Here is a 21,620-nt window from a genome sequence, read left to right as displayed (position 1 = left end):
CCATGAATCACAAGACCGACTTCGCCAACTTAATCGCCAGACGACTTCAGACCGCTGAACAGGCGCTCGATCAGGCGCTCGCCGAAATCAGCCTTCTGACCCACGACATGACGCGCCACCGCGCCGGCGCCCGGTTCGCCGCCCAGGCGGGCCACCAGGCCCTGGTCGACGTCCAGGCCGCGGCCGGGGCGCTTGTCGAGGGGCGGTCCCGGCTCGTGGCCAGTCACGATCGACTGGCGCGCATCGCCCGCACGCTCGGCATAATCGTCACAGCCGGCGGACCGCTGGAGGGCAAGGATCAGCCCGCCGGCGGAGCGACGGCGCTGGCGCTGGACGCCTGATGCTCCAGGCGGGGCTGCTGATCATCAGTCTGGTCGCCCTGGCCGCCCCTGTCGTCTGGGGCGGTCGCGCCGACCGCTGGGCCGCCGTGCTTCTGCTGGCGGACATGGTGCTCAGCCCATTGGCGCAGCATCTGATGCTCGGCGATGTCCGCTGGGGCGTCGCCCTGGTGGATCTCGCCTGCGCGATCGGCCTGATCGGCCTGGCGTTGCGGGCGGACCGCTGGTGGCTTCTGTTCGCCGCTGGTCTGCAGGTCGCCGTCGTCCTGACCCATTTCGCCGCCCTGGGCCCCGCCTTCATCTATAACTGGACGGCCGTCACGGTCAGGCTTGCGACCTGGATCGCCTTGCTGATCGTGCTTCTGGCCGGCGCCTATGAAGCTCATCTGGTGCGCCGGTATCGATTGCTGCCTGGCGCGCCGGCCTAACTCACTCTTGTTGATTTCGCCGTCGCCAGGGGCTGACGGCGAGGAGATTCCCCCATGGCCGAGAGCCACATGCCGACCTTCGCCGACCTGTTCGCCGAATGGGACATCCTTCGCCGGTTCGACGGCTTCCTGCCCGATGAATTTGCATCCTACGAAGCCTGCTGCGCGGCCGAGCGCGATTTTGAGATGCGGCTTGAGCGGTGCGAGAGCCAGTTGCTCGCCTGCACGCCCACTTCCGAACGGGAAGCCGCCTGGCTGCTCGAGGTGATCAATACAGGCGAGGGGCTCACGCCTCAGACGTTCGCCACATTGAACCGCATCCAGGCGTGGATGATGTCGCGCGGCATGACGGCGGAGGGGATGGCTTCGACATCGCCGCGTCCCTCACAGATACGGTATGCCGCGTCCGCCGCAGACAGGGAGGCCGCCCCCAGGCCTTGAATCGTCGCGCACCGTCGAAGCCGAGGCTTGGTTCCCGGCGCGGGCAGAGCCTGCGTTGGGGCGCCAGGCCAGGCTCGACGGCGCCCGTCATTCGCGGATGCGAAGTCAAATCGACATCAAGATGTCGAATTTCCGTTACGCGCCGCTTCTATGTCGGCCCCTTCGGTAAGGGGCCGCCCAGTGAGTCACGAGCACGAAGTGGGGCAGGCGCTTGTGACGCACAATCGTGCGCTTCTCGCCTATGTGCGACGGAGACTGGCGTCGAGCGCCGATGCGGAAGACGTCGCGCAGGAGGCTATTCTGCGTGTGCTTTCCCGTGCGCGGGTGGCGCTGATCACGGATCCGCTGTCCTACGCGATGCGGGCCGCCCGCAATATTCTGATCGATCGCGCGCGCCGATCGGAAACCACGCCTTTTGACGATTTCGGCGAGACGGACCACCAAGCGGACGGCGCGGCGTCTCCCTTGGAAGCGCTGGACATGAACCAACGGCTGCGTCTGTGTCAGAAAGCCCTGGACGCCATGCCCGCCGTGCGCCGCGAGGTGTTCGTGAGACGCCGCGCCGGCGAGGAATCCTATGAACATATCGCCGGCGAATTGAACATGTCGGTCGAGGCGGTTCAGAAACACTATAGTCGCGCCGCTCAGACGCTTCGCAAGACGGCGGAGGGGCGTCATGTCGACTGAAACCTTTGACGCTCGTGACGACCGGGCGGCGGCCCTTTGGGCGGATGAAAAGCAGGGAGACGGCTGGACCCCGGCGCGGCAGGCCGCGCTGAACGCCTGGCTGGCGGGGCGGCCCGATCGACAGCGCCTGCTGGAGCAGCATGAGGCTCTGATCGCCGATCCGGCCGTCCTGTGGGTGGCGCGGCGAGCCGCTCACCGGACGGCGAAGCCGGGCCTGTTCGCCTCGACGCCGGCCTGGGTGAAGATCTGGGCGCCGGCGGGCCTGGCCGCCTGTGTCGCCTGCGCGGCCCTGTTCGTCGCGACCTCTTCCCTTCGGGGAGAGATGATCGTCGGTCGTCGCGGGGTTCCGCAAGCCGTGGCCCTGGCGGATGGCTCGGCGGTCCGGCTGAATGGCGCAAGCAAGGTGCGTGTCCTGCTGGGCGACACGGAACGGAGACTGCGACTGTACGGCGAAGGCTTCTTCGAAGTCGCCCATGACGCTGGCCGCCCCTTTACGGTGGAAGCCGAAGGGGTGCGGATCACCGCCGTCGGCACTCGGTTCAATGTGGACTCTCTCGAGACCCCTGACGGCCCGATGGTCGAGGTCGTGGTGTTCGAAGGCGCCGTCGACGTGACGCCGACCAAGGGGGGCGTCGTGAGAATCCGGGCCGGGGAGCGTGGTCGGGTGCTGAAGGCCGGTGTTCAACGCGCCAGCTTGCGACAACCCGAGGCCAAGACCGACCTTCCATCCTGGACCAGGGGGTGGCTGGAACTGGATGAGACGACCCTGACCAGCGTGATCGGCGATCTGAAACGGACCACGGGGGTGGAGGTCTCACTCTCTGATCCGAAACTGGGCCGTGCGCTCGTGAGCGGTCGTTTCTCGTATGAGAACCCCGAGAACGCCCTGGCCGCGATCGCCCGGCTTCATGGGCTCAGGCTGACCCGAAAAGACGCTGGCCACTATCTGCTGTCTGAAGCTTAGGTGACGGATAGAGCAAGTTTTCAAGACGGGTGTCAGGACCGCGATGTTCGTCGTCTTCCCCAATAGCGGCCAGGTTCGGCCGCGGGGAATCTATCACATGCGTATTTACAAGACCGGCCTCCTTGCGGCGGCCGCCGTCGCCGTCCTGACATCCGCCGCCGCCCCGGCCCAGGCCTGGCAGGCCGCCAGCAGCGCCGAGGCGCGCGCCGCCATCAACATCCCGGCGCAGGATCTGGGACGTGCGATCCAGACCCTGTCACGTCAGACCGGCCTGCAGATCGTCTTCGACCCTGAACTGACGCGGGGGCAGCGGGCTCAGGCCGTTTCCGGCTCCATGACTCCCCGTGAGGCGCTTCGCCGGATGATTGCGGGCTCCGGCGTCGAGGCGCGCGAGGTTCGCGGCGTTCTGACCCTGGTGCGCCAGACGGCCGAGGCGTCCATGCCCACCCCGGATGCGACGGTGCTGGAGGAGGTCCTGGTGGTCGGCTACGCCGCCGGCATGCGCCGCTCGCTGGACGCCAAGCGCGACGCCGACTTCATATCCGACGTCATCAGCGCTGACGACATGGGCGACCTGCCGGCCAACAATGTGGCCGAGTCCCTGTCGCGCCTGCCGGGCGTCAACGCCGTGCGCAACCACACCACGGGCGAGGGCGACCGGATCACGATCCGCGGCCTGTCGACCGAGCTGAACAACTACACCATGAACGGCGTCCGCATCGGCGGCACCGGTTCGCCGGACGACAGCTTTTATCGCGGCGTGCGGCTCAGCTTTCTGCCGCCGGAAGGCATCGACTCCATCACCGTGGTCAAGAGCCTGACGCCGGACCGCGACGGCGACGCCCTGGGCGGTTCCATTGACATCCGCACCCCTACCGCCTTCGACCACAAGCCGACCTACGGCGTCCTGTCGGCCTCGGCCGGTCTGCTGGACAAGTTCGACGACAAGACCTCGGGCGAAGTCTCCGGCTCCTTCGGCCGCCAGTTCAACGACCACTGGGGCGTGTTCGTCACCGCCAGCTGGTCGCGACGCAAGTCCCAGTTCGAACAGAACGGCGTCGATGGCGATAACCAGCCTCCGGTCTGGTACGAAGACAGCGAGAGCCTGGGCTGGGATACCAGTACTTTCGTTCTGCGCGGCATGAACCTGGCGTTCGGCGAGACCGAGGTCGAGCGCAAGGGGTTGAACGCCAGTCTCGACTATCGCGGCGATCACCACGACTTTCACTTTCGCGGTCAGTTCAATGAATACACCCAGGACGAGTTCGACAACCGGCTGAACTTCCGCAATGACACGTCGAAGAACTCCACGCGACTGACCCAGGTGGACAAGACCGCCACGGGCCTGGCCAACCCGGACGACGCCATCATAGGTTCAGGCGCCAAGGGCAATATCTATTCCTATACCACCGCCCAGATCGTCGACCGGGACGGCGACGGCGTCATCACCGATGCGGACCGATCGACCAAGTCCTACTACACGCTGAACGGCGCCTCGGGCACTTGGGATCCGCAGGGTTTCCGTCTGCGTCGGTTTTGGGAAGGCTCGCGCGAGACGGGGTCTCTGATGTCGCTGAACCTGGGCGGCGTCAGCCGCTACGGCGACTTCAAGCTCGACTACGATCTGTCCTACGCCAAGTCCGAGGACAATATCGACGACAGCTACGACATGGAGTTCCGCAGCGACAAATACGGCTGGCTGGGCAACAAAGGCGTCGATATCGTCAACTTCGGCGACAGCCGCTTCCCCAAATGGGTGCTGAACGACGCCGGCATGGCGGCGGTGCAGGACCCGGCGCAATACAAGTATGCGGGCCTGTCCGGTGAGGTCGGCGGGGCGCAGGAGGATCTGTGGCAGGGCCAGTTCAACGCCGAATGGCGGCCCGTTTCGCCCTGGCTCGACTCGGTAAAGGGCGGCGCGAAATTCTATTCCTCCAAACGCGCCACCTATAGCGGCGAGTTCCTCGATCTGGACGCGGAGGGGACCCTGGCGGACTTCTCGGCCTTCTACGGCAGGGAGGTCACCGACCTGTTCGACGGCGAATATACGGGCCTCTATCGTCTGGGCGTGATCATCGACAATCAGGCCATGTTGGCCGAGCTTCAGCGGGCGATGAACGGCGACAGCAGCTTCTTCGAAGGCTTCGCCACCGATCCCTCCAGCGCCAAGCTCAGCGGAGAAGACAGTTTCGAGTTCAAGGAAGACATTCTCGCTGGTTATCTGATGGCCACGGCCCGCTTCGGCGACGCTCAGATCATCGGCGGCCTGCGGGTCGAGAGTACGCGCAACGACATCTCGGCCTATGTGCTGGACGAGGTTCAGGGTGAGCGATTCACCACGGACAAGAGCGACTTCGTCAATGTCCTGCCGTCGATCCACCTGAACTATGCGCTGAATCGCAACACCAAGGTGCGGGCGGCGATCTGGACCAGCTTCGCCCGTCCCGACATCGCGCGCATGACCTCGGCCCGGGAATACAGCTACGACATCGATCCGGACGGCGACGGCGAGGAGAACCCCACCTCGGACTGGGTGCTGATCGGCATCGAACAGGGCAACCCGGATCTGAAGCCGATGAAGGCGATCAACTACGATCTGTCGATCGAGCGCTACAACGGCGACACCGGCGCCTATTCGCTGGGCCTGTTCTACAAGGATATCGAGAACTTCCTGTTCCGCTCGGCCTCCAGCAACATCCGCGACGGCACGGCGGGGGCGAACATCGGGCCGGACGGCGTCACCATCTCCATGCCCAACAACGGCAAATGGGCCGAGGTTTACGGCGTCGAGATGAGCGCCCAGCAGATCTTCTACTGGTTGCCGGGCGCCCTGTCGGGCCTGGGCGCCAGTGTGAACCTGACGCTGCAGCATTCGGAAGCCGAGACCGGGATTTCCTGGCACCCGGCGGGCTACACCCTGCCGCTGATGGAGACGCCCGAGGCCATCGCCAATGTACAGTTGTTCTGGCAGTACAGCGGATGGGAAGCCTATGCCGCCTACAGCTACCAGTCGGAATTCCTGGAGGGAATTCAGGACTTCGGCAATAATCCCTACGAACAGGACTATGAGTTCGTGGACCTGAACGTGCGGCGCAAGCTATGGGGCGGCGCCACCGCCTCGCTGCAGGTGCAGAACCTCTTCGACAACCACACCTACTGGTACACGGCCGGTTCGAGCACGGCCTCCAGCCGGGCCTATATCAAGAACGGGCGGTCGATCTCGCTCGGCCTGACCTACGTCTTCTGAGGGTGACGAAAATGATGTTTGTTCGCACCCTCATGCTCGGGGCCGCTGTCGCGGCCCTGGGCGTCTCCACCGGCGCCCAGGCCCAGGCACTGGCCCAGACGCAGCGTCCGGATCGCCCCGAACCAGCGCCGGTCCAGGCGTCCGAACGCCCGATAGCGCCGGCGACGGTGCAGCCGGAGCGGATCATTCTCAACCTGACCGCTGATCCGGCCCATCAGATGGCCGTCACCTGGCGCACCGCGCCGGGCCTGGACGGTCAGGTGGAGTTCGCCGAGGCCCAGGACGGGCCGGACTTCATCGCCTCCGCCGTTCGCGTGGCCGCGACCACCGACGACGCGGTCCTGGCGGTGCGCGAGGCGGCGGACTTCCGCGCCGCCTATCATTCGGCCGTAATGAAGGGGCTGAAGCCGGCGACGGTCTATGTCTACCGGGTCGGTTCGGGTGAGGCCTGGTCCGAGTGGCTGCAGTTCAGGACGGCCGCCGCGACGCCCGAGCCCTTCACCTTCCTGTATTTCGGGGACATGCAGAACAATATCCTCAGCGAGGCGTCGCGCACGCTCAGGATGGGGTTCCGCAAGGCGGGCGACGCCGCCTTCGTCATCCACGCCGGCGACTTGATCAACCGGCATGACAGCGACAATGAATGGGGCGAATGGTTCGCCTCGGGCGGCTTCCTGTACGCCCAGACGCCGCAGATGCCGACGCCGGGCAATCACGAATACGGCCGCGGCCCGATCCTGAACCCCCAATGGCGCCGGCAGTTCACCCTGCCGGAGACCGGGCCGGCGGGCGCCGAACGTCTGAAGGAAACCGCCTGGACCGTCGATTATCAGGGTCTGCGCCTGATCTCGATCGACGCCCCGCTGTTCCATGGCGACGAAGCCATGCGGGCCGAAATGGTGCGATGGCTGGATCAGGTCCTTGCCGACAATCCGAACCGCTGGACAGTGCTGTTCCTGCACTTCCCGCTGTTCTCGATCGACCCCGACCGGGACAACAGCCGCGTCCGCGATGCGCTGAAGCCGCTAATCGACAAGTATGGAGTGGACCTGGTGCTTCAGGCCCACGACCACGGCTATGCGCGCGGCGCCATAGGCGAGGGGGCCATGACCAACGCCGGCCCCGGCCACAGGTCGGACCAGGGCTCGACCTATGTGGTCTCGGTCGCCGGGCCGAAGATGTATCCGATGGCGGATCTGACCTGGGCCGACCGGACGGCCGCGCGGACCCAGACCTTCCAGACGCTGTATGTGTCGCAAGACGCGGTGGTCTATCGCGCCTTCACCGCGACAGGCCGAGAACTGGACGCCTTCCGCCTGACGAAGGGCGAGGAAGGGGTCGCCAGGATGGAAACGCTGGAGGGGGAAGAGCGGGGGGACTGATCCGCCCTTTTTTTCTGAAGCGCCGGAGGCTGGCGTTTTCCGGCCCGAGTCAGGGTGACGGGCTGGCCAACTTATGGTCCGGACCGCCTGCATGCGTTTGGCGGCGCCGGCCACATAGGCGGCGCGTCGTCGGATATCCTCCGCAGTCGAGGCGTCCGACGAGCGCCGTCAGAGCCGCAGAGTCTTGATATTGGTCAAGGCCGCCTCCCGGATATCTGCTGATCTGCCCAGCGCTCGCTAGGAGACGGCCATGACGCTCAGCACCGAGGACGTGATTCACGCGTTTGAAGAACGTGTTCACATCGAGCTCACCCGCAACTTTGGCCGCTTCGAGGGCGACGCCATCGACGCCTTCCTCGCGCGCCAGACCGGCGCGTCGAGCCTGGCTTGAGGAGTACGGCTATGACCCTGCGCAGCGTTATGTTCCACCTCGATGACGGCGACGCGCCGCTGCGCTTCGCGCCGCCGTTTCTGCAGTTCGCCCGGGACTACCAGGTGCGCGATCTCGTCGCCGCCGCCCCTGGGCGGCTGCCCGATCCCTTCGTCGCCGCAGCCTTTCCCCTCGCACAGGCGCAGGCGCGAGAGCGTGAGATGTACGACCTGATCGAGTCGCTCCAACAGGCCCTGTGCGAGGCGGCCGACGGGTTCGCGCTCGACTTCCGCAGCGCCGGGGTTCTCGATGTGACCGCCTTCCTGCTCGACCAGGCGGCGCGTTGCGACCTGATCGTGACGCGCCAGCACCGTGCGCTGGACACCGATCTGGGTCAGGCGGATCTGAGCCGTCTGGTCCTCCAGGCCGGCCGACCGGTGCTGGCCGTGCCGAGGTCCGCCGAGACCCTGCGGTTCAGACGGGTCCTGATCGGCTACAAGCGCTCGCGCGAAGCGCGCCTCGCTCTATCCGCCGGACTGCCGCTGATGTCGCGCGCCGACCGTATCCTGGTGGCGGCGCTGGGGGAGGGGACGACCGCACCCCAGCTGGCGGACGCCGTCGACTTCCTCAAGGGGTACGGATTGCCGGCGGAGGGCTGGCAGAATACAGACATAGCGGACGCCGATGCGGCGGAAGGCTTACTGCAGATCGCCGAAGACGACGACAGCGATCTTATCGTAGCGGGCGCCTATAGTCGCGGCCGACTGAGGGAAGTCGTGCTGGGCGGCGTCACCCACGCGCTGTTGCAGCAGACCGGACGCGCCTGCCTGCTCATCCACTGAGCGGCGCCGTCTCCGGGACGGCCGCCCTGTGACCAGGACTCCGGTCCTTCCCCGTGAAGTCGCCGGCCAGACGGGCCAGCACGGCCCACCCGCCGCCCAGGACTGCGACCGCGACTGCGGCGGCCAGAAGCGCAGGGCCGGGCGGCTGGAGGGTGAACATCCGGGCGAGGGGCGGCGCGGCGAAGATGAGGCTCATCGCCCCCGACATGAGCAGGACGATGACCCAGTAGGCGCGTCGCTGGCGCGCGAAGATGCGCGCTGAGGCGGCGGAATCGACCAGGCCGAGCATCAGATTGCCCCCGATCAGGGCCAGGAAGGCGGCGCCCCGCGCCTCGGCCTCGGTCGCCCAGGACAGGCCCCAGACATACAGGCCGAGGACCAGGACGAGGACGCCCGCGCCCTGGGCCAGGGCGGCGATCACCTGCCTCGGTCCGAACAGCGGCGATCCCGCCGGACGGGGGGGACGGCGCATGGCGTTCCGCTCGGAGGGTTCGGCCTCGAACACCAGGGCGCAGATCGGATCGACCGCAAGCTCGAGCAGAACGACATGGAGGGGAAACAGCAGCGGCGGCAGGCCCAGAAGGACCGGCGCGAGCGCGAGGCCGGCGATGGGCACGTGGATGGCCGTGACATAGGTCAGGGCCCTTTGCAGGTTCGCGAAGATGCGGCGTCCGAGCCGCACTCCGCCGATGATGGAGGCGAACCGGTCGTCCAGCAGGACGATGTCCGCCGCCTCGCGCGCGACATCCGTGCCCCGCTGTCCCATGGCGATGCCGATATGGGCCGCCTCCAGAGCGGGGGCGTCGTTGACGCCGTCTCCGGTCATGGCGACCACGCCGCCCGCCGCCTTGAAGGCCTGGACCAGCCGCAGCTTCTGGTCGGGCGTGACCCGGGCGAAGATGCGAACGTCCCTGACACGGCTCGGAAGGGCCTCCTGCGACAAGGCGGCGACGTCCTGGCCGGTCATGACGCCGGCCGTCTCGTCCAGACCGGCCTCGCGGGCGATGGCCAGAGCCGTGGCCGGATGGTCGCCGGTGATCATGGCGACGGCGATCCCGGCTTCGCGCGCGTCCCGCAGCGCTGCAGCCGCGTCGGGGCGCAGCGGATCGACAAAGCCCAGCAGGCCTTCGTAGACGAAGACGGCCTCCCAGGGATCGTCAGGAAAAGACTCCGAGGTTCGGCAGGCGGCGACGGCGAGCACGCGCAGGCCCTCGCCGGCGAGGCGGTCCACCGCGCGAAGCTGCGCGGCGGCCTGGTCCGGGGGCAGGCGGCACAGCCGGAACACGGCTTCCGGCGCGCCCTTGGCGGCCGCGAACGCGCCCTCCGGTCGGGACCAGAGCTGCACGACCACAGGCTTCTCCGGGCGCAGCGGCCAACTCCTGACCGGATCGGACTCCGACGCCGCGCTAAGGCGCAGCACCGCCCGATCCATGGGGTCGATCGACCGGCGCGCCGAGGCCAGGGCGGCGGTTCTCAGCACGGCGGCGCCGGAGGCGGGCAGGCCGTCGGCGATCGCATGGTCGACGCCGTCGACCGTCAGCCGGACCAGCTCCATGCGGTTCTCGGTCAGGGTTCCGGTCTTGTCGACGCACAGCAGGGTGACGCCGCCGAGCGCTTCAACGGCGGCGGGGCGGCGCACGAGGACATTGTGGCGCGCCAGCCTCCAGGCGCCGAGGGCCATGAAGACGGTGAGGATCATCGGGAATTCCTCTGGGATCAGCGCGATGGCGAAGGTCATCCCCGCCAGGATCGCCTCCATCCAGTCGCCGCGCGTCAGGCCGTAGGCCGCAGTGATCAGGGCGCAGAAGACCAGGGCGGCCAGGCCCAGAAGACGCACGAGCCGCCCGGACGACCGTTGCAGGGGCGTGGGCTCGTCGCCCATCTCGGCCAAGGCGCCGCCGATCCGCCCCAGCGCCGTGCGAGGTCCGGTCAGGATCACTTCGGCGACCGCGTGCCCTCGCACGATCAGGGTTCCCGCGAACAGGCGCGCATCGTCGCCCGCGCCGCCGGGCGTCCTCAGCACTGTGGCGGATTCCCCCGTCAGGGCGGATTCGTCCACGCCCAGCATGTCGCCCCCGAGGAGGCGGCAATCTGCGGGGAGTCTTTCACCCTCTCCGACGAGGACGAGGTCGCCGGGCACGAGATCCTGGGTCGGAATGCGGCGTTCGCGACCGTCCCGGATGACGCGCGCGGACGGCTGGGCGAGGGTCCGCAGCGCCGCCAGGGCGCGTTCGCCGCGAAGGTCCTGAACGACCACAAGGGCGAGGGTCACCAACACGCCGCCGATCAGGAAGAGGCCCTCGCCATGATCGCCGATCACCAGATAGAGAAGCGCCGCCGCGGCCACGAGAAGCAGCATCGGCTCGCGCGCCGCGTCGTAGACGCTGGCCCGTATCGTTCGGTTTTCAGGTTGCTGAAGGCTGTTCGGCCCGCCGCTCTCGAGACGGCGGCGCGCTTCGGCCTCCTCGAGGCCGCGCCTGTCTCGCGGGGACGCCGCGACGTCCCAGGCGTCGGCGAAGTCTGGCGGCATGCGTCCGGGCGAGCCTAGTGCGCGAGGAGCAGGCACAGGTCGCTCCGATCCAGAAGCGATCGGGTCACGCCTCCGAGAACCCACTCCCTCAAACGGGAATGACCGTAGGCGCCGGCGACCAGAAGGCCGCAACCTGTCTCCTTGGCGTGGTCCAGCAACCGGTTCCCTGCCGCAGCGTCTTCGGCGGACAGGATCTCGATATCGACCTCGATCCCGTGACGCGCGAGAAAGGTCGCGACCTCGACGAGCGCGGCCTGGGCGTCGCCGCGATCCTCCCCGGCGCAGACCTGGGCCAGACGAACGCCCGACGCCTGCTTGAGCAGGGGAACGGCGCCGGCGACCGCCCGCCGGGACTCCCGCGTGTCCTTCCAGGCCACCAGGGCCGGCCGGCCGAGCGCCGGGCCCGCACTGGAAGGGACGATCAGGACCGGGCGTCCGGCGCTCATGATGATATCGACGGGGTTCGACCGGCCATAGGGCGGCCTGGGGATGCGGCCCGGCATGACGATCAGGTCCGCGAGGCGGGCGTGCTCGATCAGAACGTAGGCGGGCCATCCGATCCGGCCGCGCCAATCGACGGCGAGACCCTCGGCCAAGGCGCGAAACCGTCTTTCGGCCGTCAGGAGCTCCGCCTCGGCGGTCGCCTCGTAGTCGCTGAGCAAGACCGTGAGCGCGGCGCCGCCGGTGAAGGGGTCGTCGCCGATCAGCGGCGGAACGGCCACGGTGCACACGCCGGTCAGAGCGGCCGAGAACCGCGCGGCAAGTTCAACGGCCTGGCGGACGGCGGCGTCGCCCGCCTCTCCGGACTCCACGGCGACGATCAGGCTGGCGTAGGTCATGGCGTTCTCCTTGGACAGCAGGATGACGCCTTGCGGGGAGGGGGCCTTGATCAGGGTCAAGCGGCCCGATTGACATTGATCAAGGTGGAGGCCGGAGGGCGCGCCCAGGGTGTCGGTCATCAGGGAGAAGCGGAACATGAGCCTGAAGCGCTTGGTGGCGATCACGGACGGGGGCGCTGGCGACGGCGAGACCTTGGCCTTCGCGGCGGCCCTAGCTGCCCAGCACGAGGGGAGTGTGGAGGTTCTGCCGGTCTATCCGGACATGGCCGTGGACATGGTGACGCTGGGATTGACCCTCGGTTCCACCTTGTCGCAGGAGGCGATCGACGAATTGGCCCGGGCGCAGCTCGAATTGCAGCGCCGCATCGAGGCGACGGCCGCCCGTGCCGCAGCCGCCCATGACGTGGTCTTCGGCGCCGGCGACGGCGCCCCCCGGATGGCGGTGCTGGAGCGCGGGCTGCGGCCGGCCCTGGCGCTGACGCGCATCCTGGCCCTGTGCGACCTGGTCGTCATGGGACAGGCCTATGCGGCCGGCGCGGGGCGCGACGCACTCGCCCAGATCCTGCTCGACCTGCGCGCGCCGGTCCTGGTCGGCCGTGGCGATCCAGCCAGGCTGGACGGCCCGGCCGCCATCGCCTGGGACGGCAGCCCGCAGGCGGGGCGGGCCGTCCGCGCCGCCCTGCCGCTTCTGGCCATGGCGTCGGAGATTCATATCCTGCAGTGCGTGTCCGGCCTCGACAGGTCCACAGCTGACCCGGATGTCGATCGGCTCAACGCCTATCTGAAGGCCCATGGCGTCGGCGAAGGGGTCGCGGTTCTGGTGGAGGGTGAGGAGGGGCCGGCCCTGGTCGGCGCCGCGCGCTCCCGCCGTTCGGGCCTGCTGGTCGCGGGCGCCTACGGTCATTCGCGGCTGCGCGAGACTATGTTCGGCGGCGCCACGCGGGCCTTCCTGAAGGACGCGGACGGGCCGAGCCTGGTCCTGGCGCACTGACGCCGTGATGGAAAGATCCTGCGCGTGAGCCTCACCCTGACTTTCCACGGCGCGGCGGAGTGCGTGACCGGCTCCTGCATGCGGCTGGACACCGACCATGGCCGGTTCCTGGTGGATTGCGGCATGTTCCAGGGGCCGAAGACGCTGAAGACGTTGAACTACGAAGCCTTTCCCTTTGACCCGGCTTCGATCGACGGCGTCTTTCTGACCCATGCCCACATCGACCATTCCGGCCTGCTGCCCAAGCTGGTTCGGGCCGGCTATCGCGGGCCGATCTACGCCACCCGCGCGACGCGCGATCTGTGCGAGGTGATGCTGGCCGACTCCGCCGAGATCCAGGAAGGCGAGGTGGAGCATCTGAACCGACGCAAGCTGCGTCGCGGCGAAAAGCCGGTCGAGCCGATCTATTCGACCGTCGACGTGGATCCCGCGCTGCGCCTGTTCCAGACGGTGAAGTTCGGCGAACGGTTCGCGGCGGGGCCGGGCATGGAGGCGACCTGGTGGCCGGCCGGGCATCTGCTCGGCGCGGCGTCGATCGAACTGGCGATCGCGGCAGGCGGGGAGACCGTCCGCCTGCTGTTCTCAGGCGACCTGGGCTCGGGGCGCCAGCCCTTCCTGCCCGCACCCGACGGCCCCCGCGACGTGGACCATGTGATCCTGGAGAGCACCTATGGCGACCGTGACCGCGAGGATCTCGACCTGGAGGGACGCCGCGCAGGGCTGGCCGAGGAGTTGCGGGCGGCCCAGGCGGCCGGCGGGCCGCTGCTGATGCCGACCTTCGCGGTCGGACGGGCGCAGGAGCTGATCCTCGACCTCCTCGCCGTCATGGACGCCGACCCCGCGCTCGCCGGGGAAATCTACCTGGACTCGCCGCTGGCCATTGAGGCGACCGACGTCTTCCTGCGGCGGGGCTGGAATCCGGACGCCGGCTCCAATCCGTTCGAGACGTTGCGTCATGCGACGCGCCTGCATCATCTGCAGCGGCCGCAGGAGAGCGACGGCCTGGAGCGCATACGGGGCTGGCACGTGATCCTGGCCGGCAGCGGAATGTGCGACGCCGGCCGGATCCGTCGCCATCTGAAGCGGCTGCTGTGGCGACGGGAGACGACGGTGCTGATCACCGGCTTCCAGGCGGCGGGAACGCTTGGCCGCCTGCTGCTGGAGGGCCGGCCGATCCTCCGCATCCAGGGCGAGGACATCCGGGTCGGGGCGCGGATTCGCACCCTTGACGCCTATTCCGGCCACGCCGACGCGACGGATCTCGTGAACTGGCTGAAGGCGCGCGGACAGGTGGGAGGAAGCGTCCTGCTCGACCACGGCGAACCCGTAGCGCTGGAGGCCCTGCGCGCAAGGCTGGCCGACGGAGGATGGAGAACGGCCGTCCCGGCCATGGACGACGCCTTCGTCCTGACGAAGACCTCGGCCGAGCGCCTGGTCGGGGGGCGGCCGCGCCTGGCGCCGGGACAGGCGGCGCGGCTCGATTGGCACAATGATCGGGCCGACTTCCTGGTGCGCCTGAACGAGGTTTTGCAGGCGCAGCCGGACGACGGCGCGCGGACGGCGCTGTTGCAACGGCTTGGTCGTCTGCTGTGACCGACGGCGCTTGACCGAGATCAAGGCGGCCGTCCGGCAGGCGTCGATGCTGCGACGAAAGGAGGAGGACGTCATGAGCACCGGGCTTCCCGTCTTCGACACGACGGTCCAGGAGACGAATGAATGGCTGCGCGCCGTCGAGACGCGGTTGCCGCCGTGCAGTCGGGTCGAGGCCTACGGGGCCACGCGCGCCGTGCTGCAGGGGTTGCGCGACCGGCTGCCGCTGGCGTTGGTTCTTGGCCTGTCGGCGCAGCTGCCGATGCTGATGCGAGGTTTCGTCCTGGAAGGCTGGCGTCCTGAGGAGGCCGGCGGCTCGCGGGACCTCAAGACCTTCCTCGACGACGTCGAAGGCCGGCTGCCGCCCGGGTTTCCGCGCGAGACGATTGCGGCCGCGCAGGCCGTGTTGGCGGTCGCCGCCAAGCGGCTCGATCCGGGCGAGGTCGACAAGATCATTCGACATTCGCCGGGTGCGCTACGCACGCTATGGCCGGTCGAAGCCGGGGGGAGGTGAGGTCGTCATGCGCAAGGGACTGCTCTTCGTGCTGGCCGACGGCGGGCGCGCCCGGTTCGTGGAACGGGACGTCGAGACCGGCGCCTTCGTCACCCTGGAGGCCATCGACAATGCGGCCTCGCTCCGTCGTCTGCGCCGCGAACTCCGCGCCAGCCCGCCGGCCCGAACCTTCAACAGCGTGGGGCGGCTGCGGCACGCCGTCGGACGGGAGGATTATCTGCGCCCCGCCAAGGAGGCCTTCGTCGCCACTGTCGCGAGCCGCGCCGTGGAACTGGTGCGACGGCGCGGGCTTCAGGGCGTGGTCCTGGCTGCGCCTCCGCAACTGATCGGGCCGCTGCGACGCCGGTTCCGCGACGGCCGCGTCGCGCTTGTGGCGCGCACGATCGGCAAGGACCTGACCCGGGAACCGGACCATGCGCTCGACACCTGGTTCGAGCGTCTCGGCCGGGGGCGGCTGCTGGGGCCGCTGACGGGATATTCGAGCTGATTTGACGCTTATCAAGACGCGTCGGCGGCGCATCGGGAATTGTCGTGGCGTTCAAGCCATTCAAGGAGATTTTCTCATGGCCTCCCACCCGACATCGCCTTCCGTTCCCGCCAGGTCGGCCGTTCCTGGTCCCTTGGGGCCGATCCAGCGGGAATTCGACCGACTGTTCGACCGCTTCGCCGGCTGGAACATCGGCTCCGACCTCGCCCTCTCGCCGCGCATGGACGTCACGGAGACCAAGGACGGCCTCGAGCTGAGCATCGAGCTTCCAGGCCTGACCCAGGCGGAGGTCAAGGTCGCCGTCGAGGACGAGGTGCTCACCGTCAGCGGCGAGAAGAAGGCGGAGAAGACCGTCGAGGAGAAGGACTATCGCCTGTCCGAGCGCAGCTACGGCGCCTTCTCGCGCTCGATCGTCCTGCCGCGCAGCGTCGACGCCGACAAGATCACTGCGGTGATGAAGGACGGCGTGCTGAAGATTTCCGCGCCCAAGGACGGCCAGGCGACGACACGGACCGTCGCCATCCAGGCGTCGCATTAGGCCGTCGCGACCGGGAGGGCGTCATGGACGCGCGTGACGCCATTCGAGGCCGCCGGGCGGTCCGTCTTTACCGCCACGTCCCTCTCGGTTGCGATCTCATCCAGGGGGTGGTCGAGGACGCCGTCTGGGCGCCCAGCGGCATGAACCAGCAGCCCTGGCGCTTCTTCGTCATCGAGGGGCGCGAACGGCTCGCCCGGTATTCTGCGAGCCTATGGAGGGGGCTTCAGAGCATCTTGATATCGGTCAAGGTTATCGTCGGCCAAACGACCATGATCCTCCGATGAAAGGAGTTTTCCATGTCCCATGAACGGTCTGAAACCCATAACCCCCACGATGCCGCCGCCCGTCTGCATGATGCCGTCGATGAGCGAACGGCGGCCTTGCGGAAGTCCGCCAAGCGCTGGCGAAAGGCGGGGCGCAGGGAAATGCGGCGCCTGAGACGCGAGGTCGAGGCGGGCGCGGAGCATCTGGGCGATCAGGCGCGCGCGCGGCCGGTGACGAGCGGCGCGATTTTCGCTGGTCTGACCGCCTTCGCCGCCCTTGCGGGGTGGGCCGCCTGGCGCAGCCGACGTCCGGACGCCTGAGGCGCGCTCGCCCCCGAACACGCGCCGCCTCGGACAAGAGCCAAGCTGACAATTGGAGAAACAGCCCATGATCCGCGTTCATCTTGTCGCCCTGGTGTTGATCAATCTCGCAGCGGCGGCTGCCGCTCAGGAGCCGACGGTCGAGCGGACGGTCCAGCAGGACGCGGCCGATCGGGGCGGCTGGGTGGCGCGGCGGACCTGCGCCAGTTGCCACGCCGTGGCGCGGACCGGAACCAGTCCGATGGAGACGGCCCCGCCCTTTCGCGACATCGTGCGACGACGGTCCCTGTCGGAGCTTGAGAACCGCTTCGTCGACGGCGCGATCGCCGACCATCCGTCGATGCCGGACTATGTGTTCCGGGCGCGCGAGATCGACGACCTGATCGCCTATCTGGAATCGCTCCAGGCGGAGGAGCGCACGCCGTGACCGAGCGTCTTCCCGCGCCGCCCGAGGTGGTTCGCCACGCGGTCCGCCTCCTTGACAGCCAGAGGCTGGCGACGGTCGCGGTCAACGGCGCCGACGGCTACCCCTGGGCGGCGACGGTCGGCTATGTGAACGAAGGCCTGATCCTCTATTTCGTCTCTGCGCGCGACAGTCTTCGGACCGAGCGTCTGGCGGCGGACGACCGGACGGCGGCGGTGGTGCGGTCCGGCGCCGACTCAGCGGACGCCTTGGGCGTCGCCATGACCGGGCGCGCCGCAGAGGTTGTCGACCTCGAGCTCGTCGCGCACGTCAACGACCTGATTGCGAAGTGCAGACGCGATCAGCATGCCTTCGGCGCCGCCTCCAACGCCGTGGCGCTTTTCCGTTTCTCGCCGGAAAGCCTGAGTCTCGTGACGGTGAGCGACGGCCGCAGCGCGCCCCGTCGTTTCCGGCTGGATACTGTTTAGCCAGGCTTTACACAGGGAAGACCAGTCGGACCCACGTTCCGGAACCGCTTGTCTCATAGGCGAACTGGCCTTCCAACTGACGACACAGGCTGCGCACCAGCGACAGGCCGAACCCTTCCGGCAGCCGACCGCCGGCCGCGCCTTCTCCGTCGTCCGTCACGGTCAGCATCAGGCTTTCTCCGGCAGGAGCCAGCAGGACGGAGATCCGGCCGGAGCGTCGCGCCAGGCTATGCTCCAGGGCGTTGCCGACCAATTCCGCGGTGACCGCCGCAAGAGCCGAGGCGCGCTGGGCGTCCATCGTGGAGGGGTGGACGTCGATGTGGATCTCGGCGTCCCGATCCAACGCGTCGAGTTCCGCCACGTCCCTGCAGACGTCGCCGAGCAGATCGTCGAGGCGGACGGTCCCGCCATTCTCCTGCAGGCGCTGGTGTAGACGCACGACGGTCTGGACCCGGCGACTTGCTTCCAGGAGGACGCCGGCGGCTTCCGGCCGCGCCGAACGCCCTTCGAGGCGCAGGAGGCTGACGACAGACTGCAGGCTGTTCCCGATCTGGTGATGAGCCGCGCGAACAGCGTCGCGCGCGTCCTGGCTTTGCAGCGGCATGGCGATCTCCTTGTGGTTGTCGGCCAAGCTACCCTTCGCCGGCAGGTCGGCGTTTGATCCAAGTCATGCGCGGACGAGGCGCGGCCCGAAATCCGCCGGACTAGGGCCGGACCACGTCGGCGAGCCAGGCGAACAGACCATCATGAAGCCGGGTCTTGTCGAAGATCGGGACGCCTGCGGCCCGCGCGCGGTTCTCCAGGTCCGTGGGCGGGTGAGTCGTGATCAGGGCGGCAGGCCCCGCTACCCCTTGCTGACGGAGCAAGGACAGAAGCTCGAGCCCCTGAACATCGGGAAGATTCTGGTCAAGGATCAGGGCAGCGGCGGATTCGACATCCTGAGCCAGCGCATGGGCGGCGTTGACGGCCAGGACGACGGTGAAATTCCTGGTTTCGAGGGCGAAGGCGAGCGCGGCGCGGACAGCGGGGTCGTCTTCAACGAGCAGAACGACCGGTGGTGGAGATAGAGACATGGACGGCTTCAAAGTGAAGCCTTTGGTTAAGGCGTCTGCCGTCCAACCGCATTGATCTGGCGCAAGTCAGAGGCCGGCGGCCAGGGCGATCCGCATCAGCTCCGCCATGTTGTGCGCGCCGGTCTTGCTCATCAGATTGGCGCGATAAATCTCGACGGTCCGCGGGCTGATGTCCAGTTCGAAGGCGATCACCTTGTTCAGCTTGCCCTCCACGACTCCGGCCAGGACGTCCCGTTCGCGGGGCGACAGCGAAGACAGCCGGGCCTCGGCCTCGCGCCGGGCGGCGTCCGGCTGCGGCCGCTCGGCGAGGGCCGACCTGACGGCGTCGACCAGGTGTGCGTCGCTGAAGGGCTTCTCCAGGAAGTCGTGCACGCCGGCCTTCATCGCCTGGACCGCCAAGGGTACGTCGCCGTGTCCGGTGATCACCACCACGGGCGTCTGATCGCCCTCGTCGCGGAGCCGTTTCACGAGTTCGAGACCCGTCATTTCCGGCATGCGGATGTCCGTCACGATGCAGGCACCCCGGTCCTCGACATCGGCCAGGAAGGCGGTCGCTGAAGCATGAAACTGCGCGTCGAGCCCGTGGGCCTCAAGAAGAAAAGCCAGCCCCTGGCGAACGCCGTCATCATCGTCGATGACATGGATTCGGTCACTCATCTGCGGTCTCCTGGTCCGCTGTCGGCAAGGTGAAGATGAATCGGGCTCCGCCTTCCGGCGGATTCTCGGCCCAGATGCGGCCGCCGTGTGCCATGATGATGCCGCGGCAGATCGACAGGCCGATGCCCATGCCGTCCGGCTTGGTCGTCACAAAGGGCTGGAACAGCCGCTCAAGAACAGTCTCCGGAACGCCCGGCCCTGTGTCGGAGACCGTGAAGCGGACCATATCGCCGTCGTCCTCCGCCACGGCGATATGGAGCGCTCTTTTCGGCGCATCCCCCATGGCGTCGATCGCGTTGCGGATCAGGTTTAGGGCGACCTGCTGGACCTGCACCTTGTCGACGATGACGGGGCCGGTGTTCCGGTCAAAGGCGAGATCGACCCGCATCCCCTGGTCCTTGGCGCCCACGAGGGCGAGGGCGCTCGCCTCCTCCATGAGTTTCACGGGGTCCGCCAGCACATGCTCGGTCTCGCCCTTGGCGACGAACTCCCGCAGGCGCTTGATGATGTCGCCGGCCCGCAGGGCTTGATCTCCGGCGGCGGACAAGGCGTTCCGCACCTTGTCCAGGTCCGGCTTCGGCGAGGCGAGCAGGGTCGTTGACCCCATGGTGTAGGAGGCGATGGCGGACAGGGGCTGATTCAGCTCGTGAGCGAGGGCGGTGGCCATCTCCCCCATGGCGGTGAGCCGGGAGACATGGACCAACTCGGACTGCAACTCCTGAAGCCGCCGCTCCTGCGCCCGCCGTTCGGTCAGGTCCCGGACGAATCCGGTGAAGAAGCGGCCGGTTCCGATCCGCGCCTCGCCGACCGCCAATTCCATCGGGAAGGTGGAGCCGTCCTTGCGCTGACCGACGATGATGCGGCCGAGGCCGATGATGCGACGTTCCCCCGTGGTCTGGTAGCGGCTGAGGTAATCATCGTGCTCGTGGCGGTAGGGTTCAGGCATCAGAAGACTGACGTTCCGGCCGATCGCTTCCTCGGCGCTCCAGCCGAACAGGCGCATGGCCGTCGGGCTGAACGACTGCATGATCCCGGCCTCGTCGATGACGATCATGGCCTCCGGCACGGTCTCCAGAATGGATTGCAGTTGCGCCTGCCGGCTTTCGGCCTCGCGGGCGCCTCGCCACAGTCGCTCCCCCACCACTGCGATCGCCGGCCCCATGACGAGGAAGACCAAGGCCTCGATCCGGTTGGCGGGGCCGAGCCAGAAAGCCTCACCCAGGACCAGGACGCTCCCGAGCAGGCACAAGCCTGCGGCCAGTAGCGCCGGGCCTCGTCCGCCCAAGGCGGCCGCCGCGAGCATCACCGGGACGTTGAGCAGCAGGAAGCTTCGGTCATTGAAGACCGGATCAGCCAGTAGACGCAGGAGCAGGGCGATCAGGGCGCCGAAGACCGCCACCGCATAGCCCCAGCGGCCCGGGGTGTGACGCAGGATCGACGACTGAATCTGCAACACCCCTTCCCGTGCTCCACGTCTTGGGGGCGATATAGCACGTTTAGCGGCACGGCGGTTCAGAATGCGGCGCTGGCGGCCAGGCTCGTAGGCCGCACGACGTTGAAACGGCGCGCGCCAGCGAAACGGATCAAGCCCTCTGATTGGAACCGGCTCAGCATGCGTGAGACGGTTTCGATGGTCAGGCCGAGGTAGTCGGCCATGTCCTGCCGGCTCATCGGCAGGATCGCCGCGTCGCCCGAGCACCGCGCCTGGACGTCCAGAAGGAAGCGGGCCACCTTCTCGGCGGCAGTGGTCCGGCCAAGCAGCAGCATGTGAGACTGCGCCCGAGCCAGCTCCGACCCCGCCGCCGCCCACATCAGCCGGTCGACCTGGACGTCACGGCCGGACGCCGGGGAGCTTCGACGGATCATGGCGATTTCACAAGACGTGAGGGCTTCCGCCGAGAACCGGTGCGCCGACGACAACTCCAGGCCGAAAACTTCGCCTTCGTAGTAGAAGTCGCCGATCTGGCGGCGTCCATCTGCCAGCAGGTGTGAGGTCCGCACCGCGCCGCGGATCACGCGGTAGATCAGGTCGGCGTCTTCGTCCTGGGCGTAAATTTCCTTGCCCTCGGCGAAACTCATCCGAGCCGCGCCGATCCAGGCGTCGTGGCCGATCGAACGGGCGGAGGCGAAGCTTTCAGCGGCGCTCATCGTCTGGTTCTCCCTGTCTGACCCGATCTGAGTAGAGAGCCGCCAATCTGCGCGACATTCAGGAGCGGCCCCTAAGGGT

Annotated in this window: 25 protein-coding genes; 18 read left to right on the top strand and 7 right to left on the bottom strand. The window is 67.9% G+C overall.

Annotated features, from left to right (window positions below; genetic code table 11):
- Nucleotides 1-2: 2 nt before the first annotated feature.
- The 9 genes from AC1RSI_RS07635 to AC1RSI_RS07595 all read left to right on the top strand — a co-directional run bounded on the left by AC1RSI_RS07635 (nucleotide 3) and on the right by AC1RSI_RS07595 (nucleotide 8,699).
- Nucleotides 3-341, top strand: a complete 339-nt coding sequence (locus AC1RSI_RS07635; RefSeq protein WP_008260189.1) for a hypothetical protein — start codon at nucleotides 3-5, stop codon at nucleotides 339-341.
- Nucleotides 341-766 carry a hypothetical protein gene (locus AC1RSI_RS07630; protein WP_008264033.1) on the top strand — a complete coding sequence of 142 codons (426 nt, stop codon included), beginning with the start codon at nucleotides 341-343 and terminating at the stop codon, nucleotides 764-766. The genes AC1RSI_RS07635 and AC1RSI_RS07630 overlap by 1 nt, the downstream gene beginning before the upstream one ends.
- 54 nt (nucleotides 767-820) lie before the next feature.
- A complete protein-coding gene (locus tag AC1RSI_RS07625; protein ID WP_008264110.1) occupies nucleotides 821-1,207 on the top strand; it encodes a hypothetical protein in 387 nt (128 codons plus the stop codon).
- A 180-nt stretch (nucleotides 1,208-1,387) separates the two neighbouring features.
- Complete coding sequence (locus AC1RSI_RS07620) at nucleotides 1,388-1,894, top strand: RNA polymerase sigma factor (protein WP_164952572.1); 507 nt, start codon at nucleotides 1,388-1,390, stop codon at nucleotides 1,892-1,894.
- On the top strand, nucleotides 1,884-2,858 hold the full coding sequence (locus AC1RSI_RS07615; protein WP_154726042.1) for a FecR family protein: 975 nt from the start codon (nucleotides 1,884-1,886) through the stop codon (nucleotides 2,856-2,858). Before AC1RSI_RS07620 ends, AC1RSI_RS07615 begins: the two co-directional genes overlap by 11 nt.
- Before the next feature lie 97 nt (nucleotides 2,859-2,955).
- Nucleotides 2,956-6,105, top strand: coding sequence for a TonB-dependent receptor (locus AC1RSI_RS07610; protein ID WP_230307610.1), 3,150 nt, complete (start codon nucleotides 2,956-2,958; stop codon nucleotides 6,103-6,105).
- 11 nt (nucleotides 6,106-6,116) lie between these two features.
- A complete protein-coding gene (locus AC1RSI_RS07605) occupies nucleotides 6,117-7,487 on the top strand; it encodes a purple acid phosphatase family protein (RefSeq protein ID WP_230307611.1) in 1,371 nt (456 codons plus the stop codon).
- Between the two features lie 250 nt (nucleotides 7,488-7,737).
- Entirely contained in the window at nucleotides 7,738-7,878 is a 141-nt protein-coding gene (locus AC1RSI_RS07600) for a hypothetical protein (RefSeq protein WP_008263362.1), read from the top strand.
- Between the two features lie 11 nt (nucleotides 7,879-7,889).
- Entirely contained in the window at nucleotides 7,890-8,699 is an 810-nt protein-coding gene (locus AC1RSI_RS07595; protein ID WP_052004830.1) for a universal stress protein, read from the top strand.
- On the opposite strand, the gene AC1RSI_RS07590 is transcribed toward AC1RSI_RS07595, so the two are convergent.
- Nucleotides 8,689-11,229, bottom strand: coding sequence for a cation-translocating P-type ATPase (locus AC1RSI_RS07590; RefSeq protein ID WP_035306605.1), 2,541 nt, complete (start codon nucleotides 11,227-11,229; stop codon nucleotides 8,689-8,691). The genes AC1RSI_RS07595 and AC1RSI_RS07590 overlap by 11 nt on opposite strands.
- Nucleotides 11,230-11,243: 14 nt before the next feature.
- Nucleotides 11,244-12,206, bottom strand: coding sequence for a universal stress protein (locus AC1RSI_RS07585; protein ID WP_492322677.1), 963 nt, complete (start codon nucleotides 12,204-12,206; stop codon nucleotides 11,244-11,246).
- On the opposite strand from AC1RSI_RS07585, the gene AC1RSI_RS07580 reads away from it, so the two are divergent.
- The 9 genes from AC1RSI_RS07580 (at nucleotide 12,205) to AC1RSI_RS07540 (ending at nucleotide 17,663) form a co-directional block, all read left to right on the top strand.
- Nucleotides 12,205-13,059, top strand: coding sequence for a universal stress protein (locus tag AC1RSI_RS07580; protein ID WP_050771617.1), 855 nt, complete (start codon nucleotides 12,205-12,207; stop codon nucleotides 13,057-13,059). The genes AC1RSI_RS07585 and AC1RSI_RS07580 overlap by 2 nt on opposite strands.
- 24 nt (nucleotides 13,060-13,083) lie before the next feature.
- Complete coding sequence (locus tag AC1RSI_RS07575; RefSeq protein WP_035306601.1) at nucleotides 13,084-14,652, top strand: MBL fold metallo-hydrolase; 1,569 nt, start codon at nucleotides 13,084-13,086, stop codon at nucleotides 14,650-14,652.
- Between the two features lie 10 nt (nucleotides 14,653-14,662).
- Nucleotides 14,663-15,163 (top strand): DUF2267 domain-containing protein, encoded by a 501-nt coding sequence (locus AC1RSI_RS07570; RefSeq protein ID WP_008262406.1) that lies wholly within the window; start codon nucleotides 14,663-14,665, stop codon nucleotides 15,161-15,163.
- 7 nt (nucleotides 15,164-15,170) lie between these two features.
- A complete protein-coding gene (locus tag AC1RSI_RS07565; protein WP_008261598.1) occupies nucleotides 15,171-15,650 on the top strand; it encodes a host attachment protein in 480 nt (159 codons plus the stop codon).
- Between the two features lie 76 nt (nucleotides 15,651-15,726).
- The gene (locus AC1RSI_RS07560) at nucleotides 15,727-16,188 is read left to right on the top strand and encodes an Hsp20/alpha crystallin family protein (protein ID WP_008261884.1); all 462 of its coding nucleotides are present in this window, start codon (nucleotides 15,727-15,729) and stop codon (nucleotides 16,186-16,188) included.
- Nucleotides 16,189-16,211: 23 nt separating this feature from the next.
- Nucleotides 16,212-16,472, top strand: a complete 261-nt coding sequence (locus AC1RSI_RS07555) for a nitroreductase family protein (protein ID WP_008259074.1) — start codon at nucleotides 16,212-16,214, stop codon at nucleotides 16,470-16,472.
- A gap of 141 nt (nucleotides 16,473-16,613) precedes the next feature.
- On the top strand, nucleotides 16,614-16,772 hold the full coding sequence (locus AC1RSI_RS07550; RefSeq protein ID WP_008259103.1) for a hypothetical protein: 159 nt from the start codon (nucleotides 16,614-16,616) through the stop codon (nucleotides 16,770-16,772).
- Nucleotides 16,773-16,839: 67 nt separating this feature from the next.
- A complete protein-coding gene (locus tag AC1RSI_RS07545) occupies nucleotides 16,840-17,199 on the top strand; it encodes a c-type cytochrome (RefSeq protein WP_008260903.1) in 360 nt (119 codons plus the stop codon).
- Complete coding sequence (locus AC1RSI_RS07540; protein ID WP_052004823.1) at nucleotides 17,196-17,663, top strand: pyridoxamine 5'-phosphate oxidase family protein; 468 nt, start codon at nucleotides 17,196-17,198, stop codon at nucleotides 17,661-17,663. The genes AC1RSI_RS07545 and AC1RSI_RS07540 overlap by 4 nt, the downstream gene beginning before the upstream one ends.
- A gap of 7 nt (nucleotides 17,664-17,670) precedes the next feature.
- On the opposite strand, the gene AC1RSI_RS07535 is transcribed toward AC1RSI_RS07540, so the two are convergent.
- The 5 genes from AC1RSI_RS07535 to AC1RSI_RS07515 all read right to left on the bottom strand — a co-directional run bounded on the left by AC1RSI_RS07535 (nucleotide 17,671) and on the right by AC1RSI_RS07515 (nucleotide 21,541).
- On the bottom strand, nucleotides 17,671-18,294 hold the full coding sequence (locus AC1RSI_RS07535) for a sensor histidine kinase (RefSeq protein WP_052004821.1): 624 nt from the start codon (nucleotides 18,292-18,294) through the stop codon (nucleotides 17,671-17,673).
- A 73-nt stretch (nucleotides 18,295-18,367) separates the two neighbouring features.
- A complete protein-coding gene (locus tag AC1RSI_RS07530; RefSeq protein ID WP_081836113.1) occupies nucleotides 18,368-18,736 on the bottom strand; it encodes a response regulator in 369 nt (122 codons plus the stop codon).
- 66 nt (nucleotides 18,737-18,802) lie between these two features.
- On the bottom strand, nucleotides 18,803-19,393 hold the full coding sequence (gene fixJ, locus AC1RSI_RS07525; RefSeq protein WP_035306590.1) for a response regulator FixJ: 591 nt from the start codon (nucleotides 19,391-19,393) through the stop codon (nucleotides 18,803-18,805).
- Nucleotides 19,386-20,846 (bottom strand): sensor histidine kinase, encoded by a 1,461-nt coding sequence (locus tag AC1RSI_RS07520; protein ID WP_008259660.1) that lies wholly within the window; start codon nucleotides 20,844-20,846, stop codon nucleotides 19,386-19,388. Before AC1RSI_RS07520 ends, fixJ begins: the two co-directional genes overlap by 8 nt.
- Nucleotides 20,847-20,905: 59 nt before the next feature.
- Nucleotides 20,906-21,541: a helix-turn-helix domain-containing protein gene (locus tag AC1RSI_RS07515; RefSeq protein ID WP_052004819.1), complete on the bottom strand. Its 636-nt coding sequence runs from the start codon at nucleotides 21,539-21,541 to the stop codon at nucleotides 20,906-20,908.
- Nucleotides 21,542-21,620 lie beyond the last annotated feature (79 nt).

Source organism: Brevundimonas sp. GW821-FHT10E09, assembly GCF_058809375.1.
Note: the sequence above shows the minus strand (reverse complement) of the source record. Positions and strands in the feature narration are given on the sequence as shown.

Bases quoted from the DNA above. Each gene is read 5' to 3' on its own strand.
- AC1RSI_RS07610 (WP_230307610.1), top strand. From the start codon at position 2,956: ATGCGTATTTACAAGACCGGCCTCCTTGCGGCGGCCGCCGTCGCCGTC.
- AC1RSI_RS07605 (WP_230307611.1), top strand. From the start codon at position 6,117: ATGATGTTTGTTCGCACCCTCATGCTCGGGGCCGCTGTCGCGGCCCTG.
- AC1RSI_RS07565 (WP_008261598.1), top strand. From the start codon at position 15,171: ATGCGCAAGGGACTGCTCTTCGTGCTGGCCGACGGCGGGCGCGCCCGG.
- AC1RSI_RS07615 (WP_154726042.1), top strand. From the start codon at position 1,884: ATGTCGACTGAAACCTTTGACGCTCGTGACGACCGGGCGGCGGCCCTT.
- AC1RSI_RS07545 (WP_008260903.1), top strand. From the start codon at position 16,840: ATGATCCGCGTTCATCTTGTCGCCCTGGTGTTGATCAATCTCGCAGCG.
- AC1RSI_RS07595 (WP_052004830.1), top strand. From the start codon at position 7,890: ATGACCCTGCGCAGCGTTATGTTCCACCTCGATGACGGCGACGCGCCG.
- AC1RSI_RS07630 (WP_008264033.1), top strand. From the start codon at position 341: ATGCTCCAGGCGGGGCTGCTGATCATCAGTCTGGTCGCCCTGGCCGCC.
- AC1RSI_RS07635 (WP_008260189.1), top strand. From the start codon at position 3: ATGAATCACAAGACCGACTTCGCCAACTTAATCGCCAGACGACTTCAG.
- AC1RSI_RS07585 (WP_492322677.1), bottom strand. From the start codon at position 12,206: ATGTTCCGCTTCTCCCTGATGACCGACACCCTGGGCGCGCCCTCCGGC.
- AC1RSI_RS07555 (WP_008259074.1), top strand. From the start codon at position 16,212: ATGGACGCGCGTGACGCCATTCGAGGCCGCCGGGCGGTCCGTCTTTAC.
- AC1RSI_RS07600 (WP_008263362.1), top strand. From the start codon at position 7,738: ATGACGCTCAGCACCGAGGACGTGATTCACGCGTTTGAAGAACGTGTT.
- AC1RSI_RS07530 (WP_081836113.1), bottom strand. From the start codon at position 18,736: ATGTCTCTATCTCCACCACCGGTCGTTCTGCTCGTTGAAGACGACCCC.
- AC1RSI_RS07580 (WP_050771617.1), top strand. From the start codon at position 12,205: ATGAGCCTGAAGCGCTTGGTGGCGATCACGGACGGGGGCGCTGGCGAC.
- AC1RSI_RS07625 (WP_008264110.1), top strand. From the start codon at position 821: ATGGCCGAGAGCCACATGCCGACCTTCGCCGACCTGTTCGCCGAATGG.
- AC1RSI_RS07560 (WP_008261884.1), top strand. From the start codon at position 15,727: ATGGCCTCCCACCCGACATCGCCTTCCGTTCCCGCCAGGTCGGCCGTT.
- AC1RSI_RS07590 (WP_035306605.1), bottom strand. From the start codon at position 11,229: ATGCCGCCAGACTTCGCCGACGCCTGGGACGTCGCGGCGTCCCCGCGA.
- fixJ (WP_035306590.1), bottom strand. From the start codon at position 19,393: ATGAGTGACCGAATCCATGTCATCGACGATGATGACGGCGTTCGCCAG.
- AC1RSI_RS07515 (WP_052004819.1), bottom strand. From the start codon at position 21,541: ATGAGCGCCGCTGAAAGCTTCGCCTCCGCCCGTTCGATCGGCCACGAC.
- AC1RSI_RS07550 (WP_008259103.1), top strand. From the start codon at position 16,614: ATGCGGCGCCTGAGACGCGAGGTCGAGGCGGGCGCGGAGCATCTGGGC.